The sequence below is a fragment of the Pseudomonas sp. RT4P38 genome (assembly GCF_054897765.1).
On the sequence record NZ_CM142703.1, the window covers coordinates 6,237,148 to 6,258,309 of the forward strand.

The 21,162-nt window shown below is 54.6% G+C and carries 31 protein-coding genes; all 31 read right to left on the reverse strand.

Annotated features, from left to right (window positions below; translation table 11 throughout):
* Positions 1–16: 16 nt before the first annotated feature.
* The 31 genes from rpsD to rpoC all read right to left on the reverse strand — a co-directional run bounded on the left by rpsD (position 17) and on the right by rpoC (position 21,144).
* Positions 17–637 (reverse strand): 30S ribosomal protein S4, encoded by a 621-nt coding sequence (rpsD, locus tag ACYZT7_RS29030; protein WP_003210056.1) that lies wholly within the window; start codon positions 635–637, stop codon positions 17–19.
* Between the two features lie 18 nt (positions 638–655).
* Complete coding sequence (gene rpsK, locus ACYZT7_RS29035) at positions 656–1,045, reverse strand: 30S ribosomal protein S11 (protein WP_002555466.1); 390 nt, start codon at positions 1,043–1,045, stop codon at positions 656–658.
* A gap of 30 nt (positions 1,046–1,075) precedes the next feature.
* Complete coding sequence (rpsM, locus tag ACYZT7_RS29040; RefSeq protein ID WP_003186020.1) at positions 1,076–1,432, reverse strand: 30S ribosomal protein S13; 357 nt, start codon at positions 1,430–1,432, stop codon at positions 1,076–1,078.
* Positions 1,433–1,562: 130 nt separating this feature from the next.
* Positions 1,563–1,679, reverse strand: a complete 117-nt coding sequence (rpmJ, locus tag ACYZT7_RS29045; protein WP_002555468.1) for a 50S ribosomal protein L36 — start codon at positions 1,677–1,679, stop codon at positions 1,563–1,565.
* Between the two features lie 27 nt (positions 1,680–1,706).
* Positions 1,707–3,035 (reverse strand): preprotein translocase subunit SecY, encoded by a 1,329-nt coding sequence (secY, locus tag ACYZT7_RS29050; RefSeq protein WP_008073883.1) that lies wholly within the window; start codon positions 3,033–3,035, stop codon positions 1,707–1,709.
* A complete protein-coding gene (gene rplO, locus ACYZT7_RS29055) occupies positions 3,036–3,473 on the reverse strand; it encodes a 50S ribosomal protein L15 (RefSeq protein ID WP_007896782.1) in 438 nt (145 codons plus the stop codon).
* Between the two features lie 3 nt (positions 3,474–3,476).
* Positions 3,477–3,653 (reverse strand): 50S ribosomal protein L30, encoded by a 177-nt coding sequence (gene rpmD, locus ACYZT7_RS29060; RefSeq protein WP_003186033.1) that lies wholly within the window; start codon positions 3,651–3,653, stop codon positions 3,477–3,479.
* A 2-nt stretch (positions 3,654–3,655) separates the two neighbouring features.
* Positions 3,656–4,156, reverse strand: a complete 501-nt coding sequence (gene rpsE / locus ACYZT7_RS29065; RefSeq protein WP_003186035.1) for a 30S ribosomal protein S5 — start codon at positions 4,154–4,156, stop codon at positions 3,656–3,658.
* A gap of 3 nt (positions 4,157–4,159) precedes the next feature.
* A complete protein-coding gene (rplR, locus tag ACYZT7_RS29070) occupies positions 4,160–4,510 on the reverse strand; it encodes a 50S ribosomal protein L18 (RefSeq protein ID WP_003186037.1) in 351 nt (116 codons plus the stop codon).
* A gap of 10 nt (positions 4,511–4,520) precedes the next feature.
* Positions 4,521–5,054: a 50S ribosomal protein L6 gene (rplF, locus tag ACYZT7_RS29075; RefSeq protein ID WP_003176412.1), complete on the reverse strand. Its 534-nt coding sequence runs from the start codon at positions 5,052–5,054 to the stop codon at positions 4,521–4,523.
* A gap of 12 nt (positions 5,055–5,066) precedes the next feature.
* Positions 5,067–5,459: a 30S ribosomal protein S8 gene (rpsH, locus tag ACYZT7_RS29080; protein WP_003186040.1), complete on the reverse strand. Its 393-nt coding sequence runs from the start codon at positions 5,457–5,459 to the stop codon at positions 5,067–5,069.
* A 209-nt stretch (positions 5,460–5,668) separates the two neighbouring features.
* Positions 5,669–5,974, reverse strand: coding sequence for a 30S ribosomal protein S14 (gene rpsN / locus ACYZT7_RS29085; protein WP_003176414.1), 306 nt, complete (start codon positions 5,972–5,974; stop codon positions 5,669–5,671).
* 13 nt (positions 5,975–5,987) lie between these two features.
* Positions 5,988–6,527, reverse strand: a complete 540-nt coding sequence (rplE, locus tag ACYZT7_RS29090; RefSeq protein WP_003176415.1) for a 50S ribosomal protein L5 — start codon at positions 6,525–6,527, stop codon at positions 5,988–5,990.
* A gap of 20 nt (positions 6,528–6,547) precedes the next feature.
* Positions 6,548–6,862 (reverse strand): 50S ribosomal protein L24, encoded by a 315-nt coding sequence (gene rplX, locus ACYZT7_RS29095; RefSeq protein WP_033059465.1) that lies wholly within the window; start codon positions 6,860–6,862, stop codon positions 6,548–6,550.
* 11 nt (positions 6,863–6,873) lie between these two features.
* Complete coding sequence (gene rplN, locus ACYZT7_RS29100) at positions 6,874–7,242, reverse strand: 50S ribosomal protein L14 (protein WP_002555479.1); 369 nt, start codon at positions 7,240–7,242, stop codon at positions 6,874–6,876.
* A gap of 23 nt (positions 7,243–7,265) precedes the next feature.
* The gene (gene rpsQ, locus ACYZT7_RS29105) at positions 7,266–7,532 is read right to left on the reverse strand and encodes a 30S ribosomal protein S17 (protein WP_003176419.1); all 267 of its coding nucleotides are present in this window, start codon (positions 7,530–7,532) and stop codon (positions 7,266–7,268) included.
* A 2-nt stretch (positions 7,533–7,534) separates the two neighbouring features.
* The gene (rpmC, locus tag ACYZT7_RS29110) at positions 7,535–7,726 is read right to left on the reverse strand and encodes a 50S ribosomal protein L29 (protein ID WP_002555481.1); all 192 of its coding nucleotides are present in this window, start codon (positions 7,724–7,726) and stop codon (positions 7,535–7,537) included.
* Positions 7,726–8,139 (reverse strand): 50S ribosomal protein L16, encoded by a 414-nt coding sequence (gene rplP / locus ACYZT7_RS29115; RefSeq protein WP_461966594.1) that lies wholly within the window; start codon positions 8,137–8,139, stop codon positions 7,726–7,728. Before rplP ends, rpmC begins: the two co-directional genes overlap by 1 nt.
* Positions 8,140–8,151: 12 nt before the next feature.
* Positions 8,152–8,838, reverse strand: a complete 687-nt coding sequence (gene rpsC, locus ACYZT7_RS29120) for a 30S ribosomal protein S3 (RefSeq protein WP_003176422.1) — start codon at positions 8,836–8,838, stop codon at positions 8,152–8,154.
* Between the two features lie 13 nt (positions 8,839–8,851).
* A complete protein-coding gene (gene rplV, locus ACYZT7_RS29125; RefSeq protein WP_003210077.1) occupies positions 8,852–9,184 on the reverse strand; it encodes a 50S ribosomal protein L22 in 333 nt (110 codons plus the stop codon).
* Between the two features lie 13 nt (positions 9,185–9,197).
* Positions 9,198–9,473 (reverse strand): 30S ribosomal protein S19, encoded by a 276-nt coding sequence (rpsS, locus tag ACYZT7_RS29130; RefSeq protein ID WP_002555486.1) that lies wholly within the window; start codon positions 9,471–9,473, stop codon positions 9,198–9,200.
* A 16-nt stretch (positions 9,474–9,489) separates the two neighbouring features.
* The gene (gene rplB / locus ACYZT7_RS29135; protein ID WP_003176423.1) at positions 9,490–10,314 is read right to left on the reverse strand and encodes a 50S ribosomal protein L2; all 825 of its coding nucleotides are present in this window, start codon (positions 10,312–10,314) and stop codon (positions 9,490–9,492) included.
* Positions 10,315–10,328: 14 nt separating this feature from the next.
* A complete protein-coding gene (gene rplW / locus ACYZT7_RS29140) occupies positions 10,329–10,628 on the reverse strand; it encodes a 50S ribosomal protein L23 (RefSeq protein WP_002555488.1) in 300 nt (99 codons plus the stop codon).
* Complete coding sequence (rplD, locus tag ACYZT7_RS29145) at positions 10,625–11,227, reverse strand: 50S ribosomal protein L4 (RefSeq protein ID WP_007896707.1); 603 nt, start codon at positions 11,225–11,227, stop codon at positions 10,625–10,627. The genes rplW and rplD overlap by 4 nt, the downstream gene beginning before the upstream one ends.
* Before the next feature lie 12 nt (positions 11,228–11,239).
* Positions 11,240–11,875, reverse strand: a complete 636-nt coding sequence (rplC, locus tag ACYZT7_RS29150) for a 50S ribosomal protein L3 (protein ID WP_003186059.1) — start codon at positions 11,873–11,875, stop codon at positions 11,240–11,242.
* Positions 11,876–11,955: 80 nt separating this feature from the next.
* Entirely contained in the window at positions 11,956–12,267 is a 312-nt protein-coding gene (rpsJ, locus tag ACYZT7_RS29155; protein ID WP_003186070.1) for a 30S ribosomal protein S10, read from the reverse strand.
* 139 nt (positions 12,268–12,406) lie between these two features.
* Entirely contained in the window at positions 12,407–13,600 is a 1,194-nt protein-coding gene (gene tuf / locus ACYZT7_RS29160; RefSeq protein WP_282379303.1) for an elongation factor Tu, read from the reverse strand.
* Positions 13,601–13,631: 31 nt separating this feature from the next.
* On the reverse strand, positions 13,632–15,737 hold the full coding sequence (fusA, locus tag ACYZT7_RS29165) for an elongation factor G (RefSeq protein WP_283181874.1): 2,106 nt from the start codon (positions 15,735–15,737) through the stop codon (positions 13,632–13,634).
* A gap of 30 nt (positions 15,738–15,767) precedes the next feature.
* Positions 15,768–16,238 carry a 30S ribosomal protein S7 gene (gene rpsG, locus ACYZT7_RS29170; RefSeq protein WP_010490886.1) on the reverse strand — a complete coding sequence of 157 codons (471 nt, stop codon included), beginning with the start codon at positions 16,236–16,238 and terminating at the stop codon, positions 15,768–15,770.
* Between the two features lie 118 nt (positions 16,239–16,356).
* Positions 16,357–16,728, reverse strand: a complete 372-nt coding sequence (gene rpsL, locus ACYZT7_RS29175) for a 30S ribosomal protein S12 (RefSeq protein ID WP_002555494.1) — start codon at positions 16,726–16,728, stop codon at positions 16,357–16,359.
* A 216-nt stretch (positions 16,729–16,944) separates the two neighbouring features.
* On the reverse strand, positions 16,945–21,144 hold the full coding sequence (gene rpoC / locus ACYZT7_RS29180) for a DNA-directed RNA polymerase subunit beta' (protein ID WP_462039175.1): 4,200 nt from the start codon (positions 21,142–21,144) through the stop codon (positions 16,945–16,947).
* Positions 21,145–21,162: the final 18 nt, after the last annotated feature.

The window sequence follows — 21,162 nt, forward strand, 5'->3', positions numbered from 1 at the left end:
ACCTATTTTCTAGCCCTTACTTGGAGTAGAGCTCGACAATCAGGCTTTCGTTGATGTCGGCGGACAGATCACTGCGAGCTGGAACGTTCTTGAAAACGCCCGACTTCTTCTCAGTGTCTACTTCTACCCATTCTACGCGGCCACGTTGGGCACACAGATCGAGAGCTTGGACAATGCGAAGTTGGTTCTTTGCTTTCTCGCGAATCGCGACCACGTCACCAGCACGAACCTGGTACGACGGCACGTTTACGGTCTGACCGTTAACGCTTACGGATTTGTGCGATACCAGCTGACGGGATTCGGCACGAGTAGAGCCAAAACCCATACGGTATACAACGTTGTCCAGACGGCATTCGAGCAGTTGCAGCAGGTTTTCACCGGTTGCACCTTTCTTGCCAGCTGCTTCTTTGTAGTAGCCGCTGAATTGACGCTCGAGAACGCCGTAGATACGACGGACCTTCTGCTTTTCACGCAGTTGGGTGCCGTAATCGGACTGGCGACCGCGGCGTTGGCCGTGGATACCAGGTGCTGCTTCAATGTTGCACTTCGATTCGATCGCGCGCACGCCGCTCTTCAGAAAGAGATCGGTGCCTTCGCGACGAGCGAGTTTGCATTTTGGACCAATGTAACGAGCCATTCTTTACAATCTCCTGGATTACACGCGGCGCTTCTTCGGCGGACGGCACCCGTTGTGCGGGATTGGCGTCACGTCGGTGATGCTGGCGATCTTGTAGCCACAGCCGTTCAAAGCGCGGACTGCAGATTCACGACCTGGGCCTGGACCTTTGACGTTGACGTCGAGGTTTTTCAGACCGTATTCCAGCGCAGCTTGACCAGCACGTTCAGCAGCTACTTGAGCAGCAAACGGGGTGGACTTGCGGGAACCGCGGAAACCCGAACCACCGGAGGTAGCCCAGGAAAGAGCGTTGCCTTGACGGTCGGTGATGGTCACGATTGTGTTGTTAAAAGATGCATGGATGTGGGCAATGCCATCAACCACTGTCTTTTTAACTTTTTTACGAGGACGAGCAGCAGGTTTAGCCATGATTAATTTCCTGTCGATTCGCTGGGGCGATTACTTGCGGATCGGCTTACGCGGACCTTTACGGGTACGCGCGTTAGTCTTGGTACGCTGACCGCGCACTGGAAGACCACGACGATGACGCAGACCGCGATAGCAACCGAGGTCCATCAAACGCTTGATTTTCATGTTGATTTCGCGACGCAGGTCACCTTCAGTGGTGAACTTCGCCACTTCGCCACGCAGCTGTTCAATCTGCTCGTCGCTCAGATCTTTGATCTTTGCGGCTGGGTTTACCCCAGTCACTGCACAAATCTTCTGCGCAGTAGTGCGACCAACACCATAGATGTAGGTCAGCGAGATAACAGTATGCTTGTTATCTGGAATGTTAACGCCTGCAATACGGGCCATTCAGTGGGACTCCAATTGACAGCTACCTACGCCCCGGAAGCCAAGAAATAGGGCGCGAGATAATATCGCTGTAATAACAAATAATCAACCCGGCAGCGCACTAGCTGCCGGGCTTGAAGCACAATCACACTCAGCCTTGGCGCTGTTTGTGACGCGGTTCCGCGCTGCAAATTACTCGAACAACACCTTCGCGGCGAATAATCTTGCAGTTACGGCACAGCTTTTTCACCGATGCACGAACTTTCATCACCAACTCCTCGAACCTTATGGGTACTCAGCGCAACATGCCACTGCCGTAACCCTTCAGGTTGGCTTTCTTCATCAGGGATTCGTACTGGTGCGAAACGAGGTGCGATTGTACTTGGGACATGAAGTCCATCACAACCACGACGACGATCAGCAACGAGGTCCCGCCAAGGTAGAACGGAACGTTTGCTGCAACCACCAGGAACTGGGGCAACAGGCACACGGCCGTCATATATAGAGCACCGAACAAGGTCAAACGAGTCAGCACGCCATCAATATAGCGCGCAGACTGCTCACCTGGACGGATACCCGGAATAAAGGCACCGGACTTCTTCAGGTTTTCCGCTACGTCTTTCGGATTGAACATCAACGCCGTATAGAAGAAGCAGAAGAAAATAATCCCTGCACTAAACAGCAGAATATTCAACGGCTGACCAGGAGCGATCGACTGCGAGATGTCCTGCAGCCAGCCCATACCTTCAGACTGACCAAACCAGGTCCCCAACGAAGCCGGGAACAGCAAAATGCTGCTCGCGAAAATGGCTGGAATAACACCAGCCATGTTCACTTTCAACGGCAAGTGGCTGGTCTGCGCAGCGAAGACCTTGCGGCCCTGCTGGCGCTTGGCGTAATGAACAGCAATACGACGCTGACCACGCTCAATGAACACCACGAAACCGATAATCGCTACTGCCAACAAACCGATGGCAACCAAGGCGAAAATATTGATATCACCCTGACGCGCAGACTCGAAAGACTGCCCAATCGCCCTCGGAAGACCGGCGACGATACCTGCGAAAATCAACATCGAGATACCGTTGCCAACACCACGCTCAGTAATCTGCTCACCCAGCCACATCATGAACATCGCACCAGCCACAAAAGTGGATACCGCGACGAAATGGAAGCCAAAGTCACCAGTGAACGAAACGCCCTGCCCTGCCAGACCAATGGACATGCCAATTGCCTGAACGAGAGCGAGAACGACAGTGCCGTAGCGGGTGTACTGGGCAATCTTGCGACGCCCAGCTTCACCTTCCTTCTTCAACTGCTCCAACTGCGGGCTCACGGCGGTCATCAGCTGCATGATGATCGATGCCGAAATGTACGGCATGATCCCCAGTGCAAAGATGCTCATCCGCTCCAGCGCGCCGCCGGAAAACATGTTGAACAAGCTAAGAATGGTCCCCTCATTCTGTCGAAACAGGTCCGCGAGTCGGTCCGGGTTGATACCTGGAACCGGGATGTGTGCGCCTATTCGGTAGACGATAATCGCCAGGAACAGAAAACGCAGACGAGCCCAGAGTTCAGACATACCGCCTTTGCCGAGCGCAGAGAGAGCACCTTGCTTAGCCATTTATTCCTCGAACTTGCCGCCAGCTGCTTCGATAGCCGCACGCGCACCTTTGGTGGCGCCGATTCCCTTTCCGATGGTAACAGCGCGAGTAACTTCGCCGGACAGCATGATTTTCACACGCTGTACGTTGACGTTGATCACGTTGGCATCTTTCAGGGACTGCACGGTGACGATGTCGCCTTCCACTTTAGCCAGCTCGGACAGACGCACTTCTGCGCGGTCCATGGCCTTCAAGGAAACGAAACCGAACTTCGGCAGGCGACGATGCAGCGGCTGTTGACCGCCTTCAAAGCCTGGAGCAATGGTGCCACCGGAGCGGGAGGACTGACCTTTGTGGCCACGGCCACCGGTCTTGCCCAAACCACTACCGATACCACGGCCCGGACGATGCTTTTCGCGACGGGAACCCGGCGCTGGACTCAGATCATTGAGTTTCATCGATTAACCCTCGACACGCAGCATGTAGTAAGCCTTGTTGATCATCCCGCGATTCTCGGGAGTATCAAGTACTTCTACAGTGTGACCGATGCGACGCAGACCCAGACCCTTAACACACAGTTTGTGGTTAGGGATGCGGCCGGTCATGCTTTTGATCAGCGTAACTTTAACGGTAGCCATGATCAGAAAATCTCCTTGACGCTTTTGCCACGCTTGGCGGCAATGGATTCAGGAGACTGCATAGCTTTCAAACCTTTGAAAGTGGCGTGAACCACGTTTACCGGGTTAGTCGAGCCGTAGCACTTGGCCAGAACGTTCTGAACACCAGCAACTTCGAGGACAGCACGCATAGCGCCGCCAGCGATGATACCGGTACCTTCAGAAGCAGGCTGCATGTACACCTTCGAAGCGCCATGGGCGGACTTCATTGCGTACTGCAGCGTGGTGCCGTTCAGATCAACTTGGATCATGTTGCGGCGAGCAGCTTCCATTGCCTTCTGGATCGCAGCAGGCACTTCACGCGACTTGCCACGGCCGAAGCCAACGCGCCCTTTACCATCACCAACCACGGTCAACGCGGTGAAAGTGAAGATACGGCCGCCTTTAACGGTTTTGGCTACGCGGTTAACTTGAACCAGCTTCTCAATGTAGCCTTCGTCGCGCTTTTGGTCGTTATTTGACATAACTTAGAACTCCAGCCCAGCTTCACGAGCAGCATCAGCCAGCGCCTTGACGCGACCGTGGTACTTGAAGCCAGAGCGGTCGAAAGCCACTTGCGAGACGCCAGCGGCTTTTGCACGCGTAGCGACCAGCTGGCCAACCTTAGTGGCCGCGTCGATGTTGCCAGTGGCACCATCACGCAGTTCTTTATCCAAAGTCGAGGCACTTGCCAGGACTTTGTTGCCGTCGGCCGAAATGACCTGGGCGTAGATGTGCTGCGACGAGCGGAACACGCAGAGACGCACGACTTCGAGTTCGTGCATTTTCAGGCGTGCTTTGCGAGCGCGACGCAGTCGAGTAACTTTTTTGTCGGTCATTTGCTATGCCCTACTTCTTCTTGGCTTCTTTACGACGGACGACTTCGTCCGCGTAGCGCACACCTTTGCCTTTGTACGGCTCTGGTGGACGGAAGTCGCGGATCTCGGCGGCCACTTGACCTACCAGCTGCTTATCGATGCCCTTGATCAGGATATCGGTCTGGCTAGGAGTCTCAGCGGTGATGCCTTCCGGCAGTTCATAATCCACTGGGTGCGAGAAGCCAAGAGCCAGGTTCAGCACTGTGCCTTTTGCTTGCGCTTTGTAACCAACACCGACCAGCTGGAGCTTGCGCTCGAAGCCTTGGCTTACGCCTTGGACCATGTTGTTTACCAACGCACGAGTGGTACCAGCCATTGCGCGAGTTTGTTGATCGCCATTGCGAGCAGCGAAACGCAGCTCACCAGCTTCTTCAACAATCTCAACGGACGAATGGATGTTCAGTTCGAGAGTGCCCTTGGCACCCTTCACCGAAAGCTGTTGGCCTGCGAATTTTACTTCGACACCGGCTGGCAGCTTAACGGGGTTCTTAGCGACGCGTGACATGCTTATCCCCCCTTAGAACACAGTGCAAAGAACTTCGCCGCCGACACCGGCAGCGCGCGCAGCACGATCCGTCATCACACCTTTGTTGGTGGAGACGATAGACACACCGAGACCGCCACGAACTTTTGGCAGATCATCGACGGACTTGTACTGGCGCAGGCCTGGACGGCTAACGCGCTTCACTTCCTCGATGACCGGACGGCCTTCGAAGTACTTCAGCTCGATGGACAGCAGTGGTTTGATTTCGCTGCTGATCTGATAACCCGCAATGTAACCTTCGTCCTTCAGGACTTTGGCAACAGCTACCTTCAACGTAGAAGATGGCATGCTTACGACGGACTTTTCAGCCATCTGGGCATTACGGATTCGAGTTAGCATGTCCGCTAACGGGTCCTGCATACTCATGGGCTAGACGCTCCTAATACAAAAAAATTAGCCTTGCGGCTACTACTTGTCGCCGAGTACATCCGCGCGAAAAAAGCACGGGCTCAGGCGAGCCGGGTATTCTAGACACACCCCACAAATGAATCAAGCCCCAATAGGGGCTTGATTCAAGTTCAAGGTCACCGGCGGTCAGGATCTTGCGATTCGGACCACCGAGACTTTGATAGTGCTTACCAGCTGGCTTTAACCAGACCAGGTACGTCACCACGCATTGCAGCTTCACGCAGTTTGTTACGGCCGAGGCCGAACTTGCGGTAAACGCCGTGTGGACGACCGGTCAGGCGGCAGCGGTTACGCATGCGCGAAGCGCTTGCATCACGTGGCTGCTTCTGCAGAGCTACTGTAGCTTCCCAACGCGCTTCTGGACTTGCGTTCAGATCAACGATGATAGCTTTCAGTGCTGCACGCTTTTTGGCGTACTTGGCAACCGTGAGCTGACGCTTCAGCTCGCGGTTTTTCATGCTCATCTTGGCCATTTTCCTACTCCAATCAGTTGCGGAACGGGAATTTGAAAGCACGCAGCAGCGCGCGACCTTCATCATCGTTCTTGGCAGTGGTGGTCAGGGTAATGTCCAGACCGCGGAGAGCATCGATCTTGTCGTAGTCGATTTCCGGGAAGATGATCTGCTCTTTAACGCCCATGCTGTAATTACCACGACCATCGAAGGACTTGGCATTCAGGCCGCGAAAGTCGCGGACCCGAGGCAGGGAGATCGACAGCAGACGATCCAGGAATTCGTACATACGCTCACGGCGCAGGGTCACTTTGACGCCGATCGGCCAACCTTCACGGACTTTAAAGCCAGCGATGGATTTCCGAGCGTAGGTCACAACGACTTTCTGGCCGGTGATCTTTTCCAGGTCAGCAACAGCGTGCTCGATGACTTTTTTGTCGCCGACCGCTTCGCCCAGACCCATGTTCAGGGTGATTTTGGTAACGCGTGGAACTTCCATCACGTTCGAAAGCTTAAGTTCTTCCTTAAGTTTCGGTGCGATTTCCTTCCAGTAAATCTCTTTTAGTCGTGCCATGGTCTTCTACCTAGCAGTGTTCAAGCATCAACCGCTTTTTGGGTCGACTTGAAGACACGAATTTTCTTGCCGTCTTCTACTTTGAAACCAACGCGATCAGCCTTGTTGGTTTCGCCGTTGAAAATGGCAACGTTGGAAGCGTGCAGTGGCGCTTCTTTTTCGACGATACCGCCTTGTACGCCCGACGCAGGGTTTGGCTTGGTATGACGCTTAACCAGGTTCAGACCACCAACGACCAGACGGTCGTCAGCGAGAACCTTAAGCACCTTACCGCGCTTACCTTTGTCTTTGCCGGCGATCACGATGATCTCGTCGTCACGACGAATCTTTTGCATGTCGGATCTCCTTACAGCACTTCTGGGGCGAGCGAGACGATCTTCATGAACTTCTCAGTACGAAGTTCACGGGTCACTGGCCCAAAGATACGGGTGCCGATCGGCTCTTGCTTGTTGTTCAAAAGAACAGCAGCGTTGCCATCAAAGCGGATAATGGAGCCATCAGCACGGCGAACGCCGTGGCGAGTGCGGACTACAACAGCAGTCATCACTTGGCCTTTTTTCACTTTACCGCGAGGAATTGCTTCCTTCACGGTAACTTTGATGATGTCACCGATACCAGCGTAACGACGATGGGAGCCACCCAGCACCTTGATGCACATAACACGGCGAGCGCCGCTGTTATCGGCCACATCGAGCATGGATTGAGTCTGAATCATATAATTTCTCCGACCCCTAGTCCTTAGACTTCCACAGCGCGTTCGAGAACATCAACCAGCGCCCAAGACTTGGTCTTGGCCAAAGGACGAGTTTCACGAATAGTGACTTTGTCGCCGATGTGGCACTGATTGGTTTCGTCGTGCGCGTGCAGCTTAGTCGAACGCTTAACGTATTTACCGTAGATCGGGTGCTTAACGCGACGCTCGATCAGAACGGTGATGGTTTTGTCCATCTTGTCGCTGACAACACGGCCAGTCAGCGTACGGACAGTTTTTTCGGCTTCAGCCATGATTACTTACCTGCCTGCTGGTTAAGCACAGTCTTCACGCGAGCGATGTCACGTTTAACTTGCGAGAGCAGATGAGACTGCCCCAACTGGCCAGTTGCTTTCTGCATACGCAGATTGAACTGGTCGCGCAGCAGGCCGAGCAGTTGCTCGTTCAGCTGCTGTGCGGATTTTTCACGAAGTTCATTCGCTTTCATCACATCACCGTCCGTTTAACAAAGGCGGTGGCGAGCGGCAGCTTTGCAGCAGCCAGGGCAAAAGCCTCACGCGCCAGCTCTTCAGTAACACCCTCGATTTCATACAGGACTTTGCCTGGCTGAATCTGGGCAACCCAGTATTCGACGTTACCCTTACCTTTACCCATCCGAACTTCGAGTGGCTTTTTGGTTACAGGCTTGTCCGGGAATACACGGATCCAGATCTTGCCGCCACGTTTAACGTGACGGGTCAGTGCACGACGCGCTGACTCGATCTGACGAGCGGTGAGACGACCACGAGCTACAGACTTCAGCGCATATTCGCCGAAGCTGACTTTGCTACCGCGCTGAGCCAAGCCACGGTTGTGGCCAGTCATCTGCTTGCGGAACTTCGTACGCTTTGGTTGCAACATTTGGCGTACCCCTTACTTAGCAGCTTTTTTACGAGGCGCTGGTGCTTGTGGTTTCAGTTCTTCTTGGCGACCACCAATTACTTCGCCTTTGAAGATCCAAACCTTTACACCGATCACACCATAAGTGGTGTGAGCTTCGTAGTTGGCATAGTCGATGTCGGCACGCAGGGTGTGCAGTGGCACACGACCTTCGCGATACCATTCAGTACGTGCGATTTCAGCACCGCCGAGACGACCGCTCACTTGGATTTTGATGCCTTTGGCACCAATGCGCATGGCGTTCTGAACAGCGCGCTTCATAGCGCGACGGAACATTACGCGACGCTCCAGCTGCTGAGCTACGCTCTGCGCAACCAGCATACCGTCGAGCTCCGGCTTACGGATCTCTTCGATATTGATGTGCACAGGCACACCCATTTGCTTGGTCAGGTCCTGACGCAGTTTCTCAACATCTTCACCTTTCTTCCCGATAACGATACCTGGACGAGCGGTGTGGATGGTGATACGTGCAGTCTGAGCCGGACGATGGATATCGATACGGCTTACGGACGCGCTTTTTAGTTTGTCTTGGAGATACTCGCGCACCTTCAGATCAGCGAACAAATAGTCCGCATAAGTCCGACCGTCTGCGTACCAGACGGAGGTGTGCTCCTTGACGATTCCCAGGCGAATGCCAATGGGATGTACTTTCTGACCCATCTCTTCGACTCCGTTACTTGTCAGCAACCTTGACAGTGATATGGCAAGACCGCTTGACGATGCGATCAGCACGGCCTTTGGCACGTGGCATGATTCGCTTCAGCGAACGCCCTTCGTTGACGAAAACGGTGCTGACTTTAAGGTCATCAACGTCTGCGCCTTCGTTATGCTCGGCGTTGGCTACGGCCGACTCCAGCACTTTCTTGATGATCTCGGCGGCTTTCTTACTGCTGAAAGCCAACAGGTTGAGCGCTTCGCCCACCTTCTTCCCGCGGATCTGGTCGGCGACCAAGCGGGCTTTCTGGGCGGAGATTCGAGCGCCCGACAACTTAGCGGCTACTTCCATCGTTCCTTACCCCTTAACGCTTGGCTTTCTTGTCTGCCACGTGCCCACGATATGTGCGGGTACCGGCAAACTCGCCTAGTTTGTGGCCGACCATGTCTTCGTTCACGAGAACTGGAACATGTTGACGACCGTTATGCACTGCAATGGTCAAACCGACCATTTGTGGCAGGATCATGGAACGGCGCGACCAGGTTTTAACTGGTTTGCGATCGTTCTTTTCCGCCGCCACTTCGATCTTCTTCAGTAGGTGAAGATCAATAAAAGGACCTTTTTTCAGAGAACGTGGCACTGTCGTATCCCTCTATTTACTTGCGACGACGGACGATCATTTTGTCGGTACGCTTATTACCACGAGTCTTCGCGCCCTTAGTCGGGAAGCCCCATGGCGATACCGGATGACGACCACCAGAGGTACGACCTTCACCACCACCATGTGGGTGGTCAACCGGGTTCATGGCAACACCACGAACGGTTGGGCGAACGCCACGCCAGCGTTTGGCACCAGCCTTACCCAGCGAACGCAGGCTGTGCTCGGAGTTCGAGACTTCACCCAGGGTCGCGCGGCATTCAGCCAGCACTTTACGCATCTCACCAGAACGCAGACGCAGGGTCACGTAGACACCTTCACGAGCGATCAGCTGAGCCGAAGCACCAGCGGAACGAGCGATTTGCGCGCCTTTACCTGGCTTCAATTCGATGCCGTGTACGGTGCTACCAACTGGAATGTTACGCAGTTGCAGAGCGTTGCCCGGCTTGATCGGTGCCAGAGCACCTGCGATCAGCTGGTCGCCAGCACTCACGCCTTTAGGGGCGATGATGTAGCGACGCTCGCCATCTGCGTACAGCAGCAGAGCGATGTGAGCAGTACGGTTTGGATCGTATTCAATACGCTCGACAGTGGCAGAGATGCCATCTTTGTCGTTGCGACGGAAATCGACCAGACGATAATGCTGCTTATGGCCACCACCGATGTGACGAGTGGTAATGCGACCATTGTTGTTACGACCACCAGTCTTCGATTTTTTCTCGAGCAGCGGTGCGTGAGGAGCGCCTTTATGGAGCTCCTGGTTGACCACCTTGACCACAAAACGGCGGCCAGGGGAAGTCGGTTTGCATTTAACGATTGCCATGATGCACCCCTTCCTTACTCAGCACTGCTGCTGAAATCGAGATCTTGGCCTGGCTGAAGGGAGATAACTGCCTTCTTCCAGTCATTACGCTTGCCCAGACCGCGAGCAGTGCGCTTGCTCTTACCCAGAACATTCAGGGTAGTAACACGCTCTACTTTCACGCTGAACAGGCTTTCGACGGCCTTCTTGATTTCCAGCTTGGTTGCGTCAGTTGCAACCTTGAAAACGAACTGGCCTTTCTTGTCAGCCAGAACCGTAGCCTTCTCGGAAACGTGCGGGCCAAGCAGAACTTTAAATACGCGTTCCTGGTTCATCCCAGCAGCTCCTCGAATTTCTTCACGGCCGACACGGTGATCAACACCTTGTCGTATGCGATCAGACTAACTGGATCGGAACCTTGCACGTCACGTACATCAACGTGTGGCAGGTTGCGAGCAGCCAGGTACAGGTTCTGATCAACCACTTCAGACACGATCAAGACGTCAGTCAGGCCCATGCCGGTCAGTTTGTTCAGCAGATCTTTGGTCTTCGGTGCATCAACAGCGAAGTCCTGAACCACAACCAGACGATCAGTACGCACCAGCTCAGCAAGGATGGAACGCATTGCTGCGCGATACATCTTCTTGTTCAGCTTCTGGGTGTGATCCTGAGGACGAGCTGCGAAAGTGGTACCGCCGCCACGCCAGATTGGGCTACGGATAGTACCGGCACGAGCACGGCCAGTACCTTTCTGACGCCATGGGCGCTTACCGCCACCACGAACGTCGGAACGGGTCTTTTGCTGCTTGCTACCTTGACGGCCGCCGGCCATGTAGGCCACGACTGCTTGGTGAACCAGCGTCTCGTTGAATTCGCCGCCAAATGTCAGTTCGGAAACTTCGATCGCTTGAGCGTCATTTACATTTAATTGCATGTCAGCTTCCCCTTAACCGCGAGCCTTGGCTGCTGGACGTACAACCAAGTTGCCGCCAGTAGCGCCAGGAACAGCGCCCTTGACCAACAACAGATTGCGTTCAGCGTCCACGCGCACTACTTCGAGGGACTGCACGGTCACGCGCTCAGCGCCCATATGACCGGACATTTTTTTGCCCTTGAATACACGACCAGGAGTCTGGCACTGGCCGATAGAGCCTGGAACGCGGTGGGACACGGAGTTACCGTGGGTATTATCTTGCCCGCGGAAGTTCCAACGCTTGATCGTACCCTGGAAGCCTTTACCCTTGGACTGACCGGTTACATCAACCAGTTGACCAGCGGCGAAGATTTCAGCGTTGATCAGATCGCCGGCCTGGTACTCGCCTTCTTCAAGACGGAATTCCATTACGGTACGACCAGCGGCAACGTTCGCCTTAGCGAAGTGGCCAGCTTGAGCAGCTGTAACACGCGAAGCACGACGCTCGCCTACAGTGACTTGCACTGCACGATAGCCATCGGTCTCTTCAGTTTTGAACTGGGTGACGCGATTCGGCTCGATCTCAATGACCGTGACCGGAATGGAGACACCTTCTTCGGTGAAAATACGGGTCATACCGCATTTACGACCGACTACACCAATAGTCATGTTGTAAACCTCATGAGTGTACGGGGCTTTCACCCGCTATGGCCGCCCATTTCAGAGCGTTACACGACTAAGACCGAGTCTTAGCCGAGGCTGATCTGCACTTCCACACCGGCCGCAAGATCAAGCTTCATAAGCGCATCAACGGTTTTATCCGTTGGCTGGACGATGTCCAGAACGCGCTTATGAGTACGGATCTCGTACTGGTCACGCGCGTCTTTGTTGACGTGCGGGGAGACCAGAACGGTGAACCGCTCTTTACGGGTAGGCAGTGGAATTGGACCACGCACTTGAGCACCAGTACGTTTCGCGGTTTCCACGATTTCCTGGGTGGATTGGTCGATCAGGCGATGGTCAAAAGCCTTCAACCTGATACGGATTTGCTGATTTTGCATTGGATTTCAGACTCCGGCTGCTATTCCCACCGAGCGCAATACGCCCGTTAAAAGGAGGCGCAATTCTATAGACGGGCCAACCGAGTGTCAACCCAATAAAAAAGCCCCCGCAAGCGGGGGCTTTTTCATCAATCAACGCTTAGGCGATGATTTTGGCTACGACGCCAGCGCCGACGGTACGACCGCCTTCACGAATAGCGAAACGCAGACCATCTTCCATTGCGATGGTTTTGATCAGGGTGACAACCATTTTGATGTTGTCGCCTGGCATTACCATTTCAACGCCTTCCGGCAGTTCGCAGTTACCGGTCACGTCAGTGGTCCGGAAGTAGAACTGTGGACGGTAGCCTTTGAAGAACGGAGTGTGGCGACCGCCTTCTTCTTTGCTCAACACGTACACTTCAGCTTCGAAGGTAGTGTGCGGCTTAACCGAACCTGGCTTGACCAGAACCTGGCCACGCTCAACGTCGTCACGCTTGGTGCCGCGCAGCAGCACGCCGCAGTTCTCGCCAGCACGACCTTCGTCGAGCAGCTTACGGAACATTTCAACGCCGGTGCAGGTGGTGACAACAGTGTCACGCAGACCAACGATTTCCAGCGAATCCTGAACCTTGACGATACCGCGCTCGATACGGCCAGTTACAACAGTACCGCGACCGGAGATCGAGAATACGTCTTCGATTGGCATCAGGAACGGCTTGTCGATAACACGAATTGGATCTGGGATGTAGCTATCCAGAGTCTCAACCAGTTTACGAACGGCAGTGGTGCCCATTTCGTTGTCGTCTTGGCCGTTCAGAGCCATCAGAGCCGAACCGATGATGATCGGAGTGTCGTCACCCGGGAAGTCGTAAGTGCTCAACAGATCGCGCACTTCCATCTCAACCAGCTCCAGCAGCTCAGCGTCGTCAACCATGTCAGCCTTGTTCAGGAAGACAACGATGTACGGAACGCCAACCTGACGGGACAACAGGATGTGCTCACGGGTTTGTGGCATCGGACCATCAGCGGCCGAGCAAACCAGAATAGCGCCGTCCATCTGAGCAGCACCGGTGATCATGTTCTTCACATAGTCAGCGTGACCTGGGCAGTCAACGTGAGCGTAGTGACGGATCAGCGAGTTGTATTCAACGTGCGCGGTGTTGATGGTGATACCACGAGCCTTTTCTTCCGGTGCGCTATCGATTTTGTCGAAAGCAACAGCAGCCGAACCGAAAACTTCGGAGCAGACGCGAGTCAGAGCAGCGGTCAGCGTGGTTTTACCGTGGTCAACGTGACCGATGGTGCCAACGTTAACGTGCGGGAGGTCACGTACAAATTTTTCTTTAGCCACGACAATTAACTCCTAGCCTAAAGGGGCTGAATCAGCCTTGTTTTTTGGTAACAGTTTCGACGATATGCGACGGAGCTGTATTGTATTTTTTGAATTCCATAGAGTAGCTTGCGCGACCTTGGGACATGGAGCGAACGTCGGTTGCGTAACCGAACATCTCACCCAACGGAACCTCGGCACGAATCACTTTGCCGGAAACCGTGTCTTCCATACCCAGGATCATGCCGCGACGACGGTTAAGGTCGCCCATCACGTCACCCATATAGTCTTCAGGCGTAACAACCTCTACCGCCATGATCGGCTCAAGCAACTCACCACCGCCCTTCTGGGCCAGTTGCTTGGTCGCCATGGAAGCGGCCACCTTAAACGCCATCTCGTTGGAGTCGACGTCGTGGTAAGAACCGTCAAACACGGTAGCCTTCAGGCCGATCAGCGGATAGCCGGCGACAACGCCGTTCTTCATCTGCTCTTCGATACCCTTCTGGATAGCCGGGATGTATTCCTTAGGAACCACACCACCCACTACTTCGTTCACGAATTGCAGACCTTCCTGACCTTCGTCAGCAGGCGCAAAACGAATCCAGCAGTGACCAAACTGGCCACGACCGCCGGATTGACGAACGAACTTACCTTCGATTTCACAGTTCTTCGTGATGCGCTCACGATAGGAAACCTGAGGCTTGCCGATGTTGGCTTCGACGTTGAACTCACGGCGCATCCGGTCAACCAGGATGTCCAGGTGCAACTCGCCCATGCCAGAGATGATCGTTTGACCAGTCTCTTCATCAGTCTTGACGCGGAAAGATGGATCCTCCTGAGCGAGTTTGCCCAGAGCGACACCCATTTTTTCCTGGTCGTCCTTGGTCTTAGGCTCTACGGCAACCGAAATAACCGGCTCCGGGAAGTCCATGCGAACCAGAATAATTGGCTTAGCAGCGTCGCACAAAGTTTCACCAGTGGTGACGTCCTTCATGCCGATCAAGGCCGCGATGTCACCAGCGCGTACTTCCTTGATTTCTTCACGGGCGTTTGCGTGCATTTGCACCATACGACCCACACGCTCTTTCTTGCCCTTGACCGAGTTGATCACGCCGTCGCCGGAGGCCAACACGCCCGAGTAAACGCGGACGAACGTCAAGGTACCCACGAATGGGTCGGTAGCGATTTTGAAAGCCAGAGCCGAGAACGGCTCGCTGTCATCTGCGTGACGTTCCAGGTCGATAGTCTCGTCATCCGGGTCAGTACCCTTGATGGCAGGAATATCAACTGGTGCAGGCAGGTAATCGATAACGGCGTCGAGAACCAGGGGAACGCCCTTGTTCTTGAAGGAAGAACCGCAAACAGCCAGAACGATCTCACCAGCGATAGTACGCTGACGCAGAGCGGCCTTGATTTCCGCGTTGGTGAGTTCCTCACCTTCGAGGTACTTGTTCATCAGCTCTTCGCTGGCTTCGGCCGCAGCCTCAACCATGTTGCCGCGCCACTCGTCAGCCAATTCCTGCAGTTCAGCAGGGATAGGCTTGCGAACTGGAACCATGCCTTTGTCAGCATCATTCCAGTAAACAGCTTCCATGGCCATCAGATCGATCTGACCCTGGAAGTTGTCTTCGGAACCGATAGCCAACTGGATTGGCACCGGGGTGTGACCCAGACGCTGCTTGATCTGACCGATCACGCGCAGGAAGTTCGCACCTGCACGGTCCATCTTGTTTACGTAAACAAGACGTGGAACGCCGTATTTGTTGGCTTGACGCCATACGGTTTCCGACTGAGGCTCAACGCCCGAGGTACCACAAAACACAACGACCGCGCCGTCGAGAACACGCAGGGAACGCTCAACTTCAATGGTGAAGTCAACGTGGCCCGGAGTGTCAATGACGTTGAAGCGGTATTGGTCTTTGTGCTGCTTCTCGGAACCCTGCCAGAAGGCGGTAATAGCAGCAGAAGTAATGGTAATACCACGCTCCTGCTCCTGAACCATCCAGTCTGTGGTCGCGGCGCCGTCATGCACCTCGCCCATCTTGTGACTTTTGCCAGTGTAAAAAAGGACGCGCTCGGTGGTGGTGGTTTTACCAGCATCCACGTGAGCAACGATACCAATGTTACGGTAGCGATTAATCGGTGTTGTACGAGCCATAAAGCCCTCGCAAAATTAGTGACGCTAAAATTAGAAGCGGTAGTGCGAGAAAGCTTTGTTAGCTTCAGCCATACGGTGCACGTCTTCACGCTTCTTAACTGCAGCACCTTTACCTTCAGCAGCGTCCAACAGTTCGCCAGCCAAACGCAGGGCCATAGACTTCTCGCCGCGCTTACGGGCGAAGTCTACCAACCAGCGCATTGCCAGAGCGTTACGACGGGACGGACGAACTTCGACCGGAACCTGGTAAGTAGCACCGCCTACACGGCGCGACTTTACTTCGACCAGCGGAGCGATGGCGTCGAGAGCTTTCTCGAAGATTTCCAGGGGATCGCTGTTCTTGCGTTCTTTAACCTTGTCCAGCGCGCCATAAACGATACGCTCGGCAACGGCTTTCTTGCCGCTTTCCATAACGTGGTTCATGAACTTGGCCAGGATTTGGCTTCCGTATTTTGGATCGTCAAGCACTTCGCGCTTGGCTGCTACGCGTCTTCTTGGCATGGATAAGCCCTCAAACGGTCTTCAGGTTCGCTCGGAATCGGTCCCCTTACGGGACGCCTCCGACCTTACTCTTATCGACTCAGAAAAATAGAAAATCAGTTTTTACAAAAAGCCACTACTACTTAGGCTTCTTGGTACCGTACTTCGAACGACCCTGGTTACGACCTTTAACGCCGGAAGTATCCAAAGAACCGCGCACGGTGTGGTAACGAACACCTGGCAAGTCTTTTACACGACCGCCGCGGATCAGTACCACGCTGTGCTCTTGCAGGTTGTGGCCTTCACCGCCGATGTACGAGGAAACCTCGAAACCGTTGGTCAGACGCACACGGCATACTTTACGCAGTGCCGAGTTAGGTTTTTTCGGCGTGGTGGTATACACACGGGTGCATACGCCACGACGTTGCGGGCAGTTCTGCAGCGCAGGCACGTCGGATTTCTCGACGATACGCTTACGCGGCTGACGTACCAGCTGGTTGATAGTTGCCATCTACTAGCTCCACTGTTGTCTTGCGACGCTATTGTCTTGCAAGAAAAGCAAAATGGCAGGAACGAATTCCCGCCAAATTTAGGGGTACAAGAGTCTAAAGAGGATCTTGCCCCCAGTCAAGGCAAGGCCCCAACCTCTCCGCTTATCCAATCTCGACAAATTGTCTCGATTCGATTAACGGAGAGGCCGGGGCCCCACGCTTATTTACTGCAGAACTCAGTTACCGCTCGAGTTCAGTGCTTCGGTCAGTGCAGCTTCCACTTCACTGGCGCTTACGCGCAACGGTTTGTCAGCTTCACGGCGACGCTTGCGCTCGCTGTGATAAGCCAGACCGGTACCGGCCGGGATCAGACGACCCACGACCACGTTTTCTTTCAGGCCGCGCAGGTAATCGCGCTTGCCGGTTACCGCCGCTTCGGTCAGTACGCGAGTGGTTTCCTGGAAGGAAGCCGCCGAGATGAACGATTCGGTGGACAACGACGCCTTGGTGATACCCAACAGCACGCGAGTGAACTTGGAAACGAATTTCTCGTCGCCAGCCAGACGCTCGTTCTCTACCAGAACGTGAGTCAATTCCATCTGGTCGCCCTTGATGAAAGTGGAATCGCCGGATTCAGCGATTTCAACTTTACGCAGCATCTGACGCAGGATGGTCTCGATGTGCTTGTCGTTGATCTTCACGCCTTGCAGACGATAAACGTCCTGGATCTCGTTCACGATGTACTTGGCCAGCGCACTCACACCCAGCAGACGCAGGATGTCGTGTGGATCGCTTGGGCCGTCGGAGATAACTTCGCCGCGGTTTACCTGTTCGCCTTCGAAGACGTTCAGGTGACGCCACTTCGGAATCAGCTCTTCGTACGGATCGCTACCGTCGTTCGGGGTAATGACCAGACGGCGCTTGCCTTTGGTCTCTTTACCGAACGCGATGGTGCCGCTGACTTCAGCCAGAATCGAGGCTTCTTTCGGACGACGGGCTTCGAACAAGTCGGCAACACGCGGCAGACCACCGGTGATGTCACGGGTTTTCGAAGTCTCTTGCGGAATACGAGCGATAACATCACCGATCGCGATTTTCGCACCGTCCGCCACGCCGACCAGGGCGTTGGCAGGCAGGAAGTACTGAGCAATTACGTCGGTACCCGGCAGCAAGAGATCCTTGCCGTTGTCATCAACCATCTTCACAGCAGGACGGATATCTTTACCGGCAGCTGGACGGTCTTTGGCGTCGAGTACTTCAATGTTGGTCATACCGGTCAATTCGTCAGTCTGACGCTTGATCGTGATGCCTTCTTCCATGCCCACGTAGGTCACGGTACCTTTCATTTCGGTAACGATTGGGTGAGTGTGCGGATCCCACTTGGCCACGATTGCGCCAGCGTCGACCTTGTCACCTTCTTTAACCGAAATCACAGCACCGTACGGCAGCTTGTAACGCTCGCGCTCACGACCGAAGTCATCAGCGATCGCCAGCTCACCGGAACGGGACACAGCAACCAGGCAACCATCCACTCGCTCAACGTGCTTCAGGTTATGCAGACGGACGGTACCGCCATTCTTCACCTGAACGCTGTCGGCTGCGGAGGTCCGGCTTGCCGCACCACCGATGTGGAACGTACGCATGGTCAGCTGGGTACCCGGCTCACCGATGGACTGGGCAGCGATAACGCCGACCGCTTCACCGATGTTCACCTGGTGACCACGAGCCAAGTCACGGCCGTAGCACTTGGCGCAAATGCCATAGCGGGTTTCGCAGCTGATCGGCGAACGCACGATCACTTCGTCGATGCTGTTCAGCTCGATGAACTCAACCCACTTCTCGTCTACCAGCGTGCCGGCAGGAACGATGATTTCTTCGGTCCCTGGCTTGTACACGTCACGGGCAATAACACGACCCAATACGCGCTCACCCAGCGGCTCAACAACATCACCGCCTTCAATGTGCGGAGTCATTACCAGACCATGTTCGGTGCCGCAATCGATCTCGGTTACTACCAGATCCTGCGCAACGTCTACCAGACGACGAGTCAGGTAACCGGAGTTCGCAGTTTTCAACGCGGTATCCGCCAAACCTTTACGAGCACCGTGCGTGGAGATGAAGTACTGAAGTACGCTCAAACCTTCACGGAAGTTCGCAGTAATCGGCGTTTCGATGATGGAACCGTCCGGCTTGGCCATCAGGCCACGCATACCGGCGAGCTGACGGATCTGCGCAGCAGAACCCCGTGCGCCCGAGTCGGCCATCATGTACATCGAGTTGAAGGATTCCTGGTCGACTTCGACGCCATGACGGTCGATGACTTTCTCTTTCGAGAGGTTAGCCATCATCGCCTTTGAAACTTCGTCGTTCGCCTTGGACCAAAGGTCGATCACTTTGTTGTACTTCTCGCCCTGGGTTACCAGGCCGGAGGCGTACTGACTTTCGATCTCTTTCACTTCATCGGTAGCAGCACCGATGATGCGGGCTTTTTCATCCGGGATAACGAAGTCGTTAACACCGATGGAAACGCCGGAAATGGTCGAATAGGCAAAACCGGTGTACATCAACTGGTCAGCGAAGATCACGGTCTCTTTCAAACCAACCACGCGGTAGCATTGGTTGATCAGCTTGGAGATCGCCTTTTTCTTCATCGGCTGGTTGACGACGTCGTACGACAGGCCAGGTGGAACAACCTGGAACAACAGCGCACGCCCGACAGTGGTGTCGACGATACGGGTGTTCTTGACGCTACCACCATCACGATCGTTGACGGTTTCGTTGATCCGCACTTTGACCTTGGCGTGCAGTGCGGCTTCGCCGGCACGGAACACACGGTCAACTTCCTGCAGGTCCGCGAACACACGACCTTCGCCCTTGGCGTTGATCGCTTCACGAGTCATGTAGTACAGACCCAATACAACGTCCTGCGACGGAACGATGATTGGCTCACCGTTGGCTGGCGACAGAATGTTGTTGGTCGACATCATCAACGCGCGCGCTTCCAACTGGGCTTCCAGTGTCAGCGGTACGTGCACGGCCATTTGGTCGCCGTCGAAGTCGGCGTTGTACGCAGCACAGACCAGAGGGTGCAGCTGGATAGCCTTGCCTTCGATCAGTACCGGTTCAAACGCCTGGATACCCAGACGGTGAAGGGTCGGTGCACGGTTGAGGAGAACCGGGTGTTCGCGAATCACTTCAGCGAGAACGTCCCAAACCTCTGGCAGCTCGCGCTCGACCATCTTCTTCGCAGCTTTGATGGTGGTAGCGAGACCACGCATTTCCAGCTTGCCAAAAATAAACGGCTTGAACAGCTCGAGAGCCATTTTCTTCGGCAAACCGCACTGGTGCAGACGCAGGGTCGGACCTACGGTAATTACCGAACGACCGGAGTAGTCAACACGCTTACCGAGCAAGTTCTGACGGAAACGACCTTGTTTACCCTTGATCATGTCAGCCAGGGATTTCAGAGGACGCTTGTTGGAACCGGTGATAGCGCGGCCACGACGACCGTTGTCGAGCAGTGCGTCGACGGCTTCCTGCAACATACGCTTTTCGTTGCGCACGATGATGTCCGGAGCGGACAGATCAAGCAGGCGCTTCAAGCGGTTGTTACGGTTGATCACTCGACGATACAGATCGTTGAGGTCGGAAGTCGCGAAGCGACCGCCATCCAGCGGGACCAGTGGACGCAGATCTGGCGGCAGAACCGGAAGAACGGTCAGCACCATCCACTCTGGAAGGTTGCCGGAACCCTGGAAGGCTTCCATCAACTTCAGACGCTTGGACAGCTTCTTGATTTTGGTTTCGGAGTTGGTTTGCGGAATTTCTTCGCGCAGACGGCCAATCTCGTGTTCCAGATCGATAGCGTGCAGCAGTTCGCGGACAGCTTCGGCACCCATGCGGGCATCGAAATCGTCGCCGAACTCTTCCAGCGCTTCGAAGTACTGCTCGTCGTTGAGCAGCTGACCTTTTTCAAGGGTGGTCATGCCTGGATCGATAACGACGTAGCTCTCGAAGTAGAGAACGCGTTCGATATCACGCAGGGTCATGTCCATCAGCAAACCGATACGCGACGGCAGCGATTTCAGGAACCAGATGTGGGCAACTGGGGAAGCCAGTTCGATGTGCGCCATGCGCTCACGACGAACTTTGGCCAGCGCGACTTCAACGCCGCACTTCTCGCAGATCACACCACGGTGCTTCAAGCGCTTGTACTTACCGCACAGGCACTCGTAATCCTTTACCGGGCCAAAGATCTTGGCGCAGAACAGGCCGTCACGTTCTGGTTTGAACGTACGGTAGTTGATGGTTTCCGGCTTTTTAACTTCACCGAACGACCACGAACGGATCATCTCAGGCGATGCCAATCCAATACGGATGGCGTCGAACTCTTCGACTTGACCCTGGTTTTTCAGCAAATTCAGTAGGTCTTTCAAGGCCTTTCCTCCTGGCGG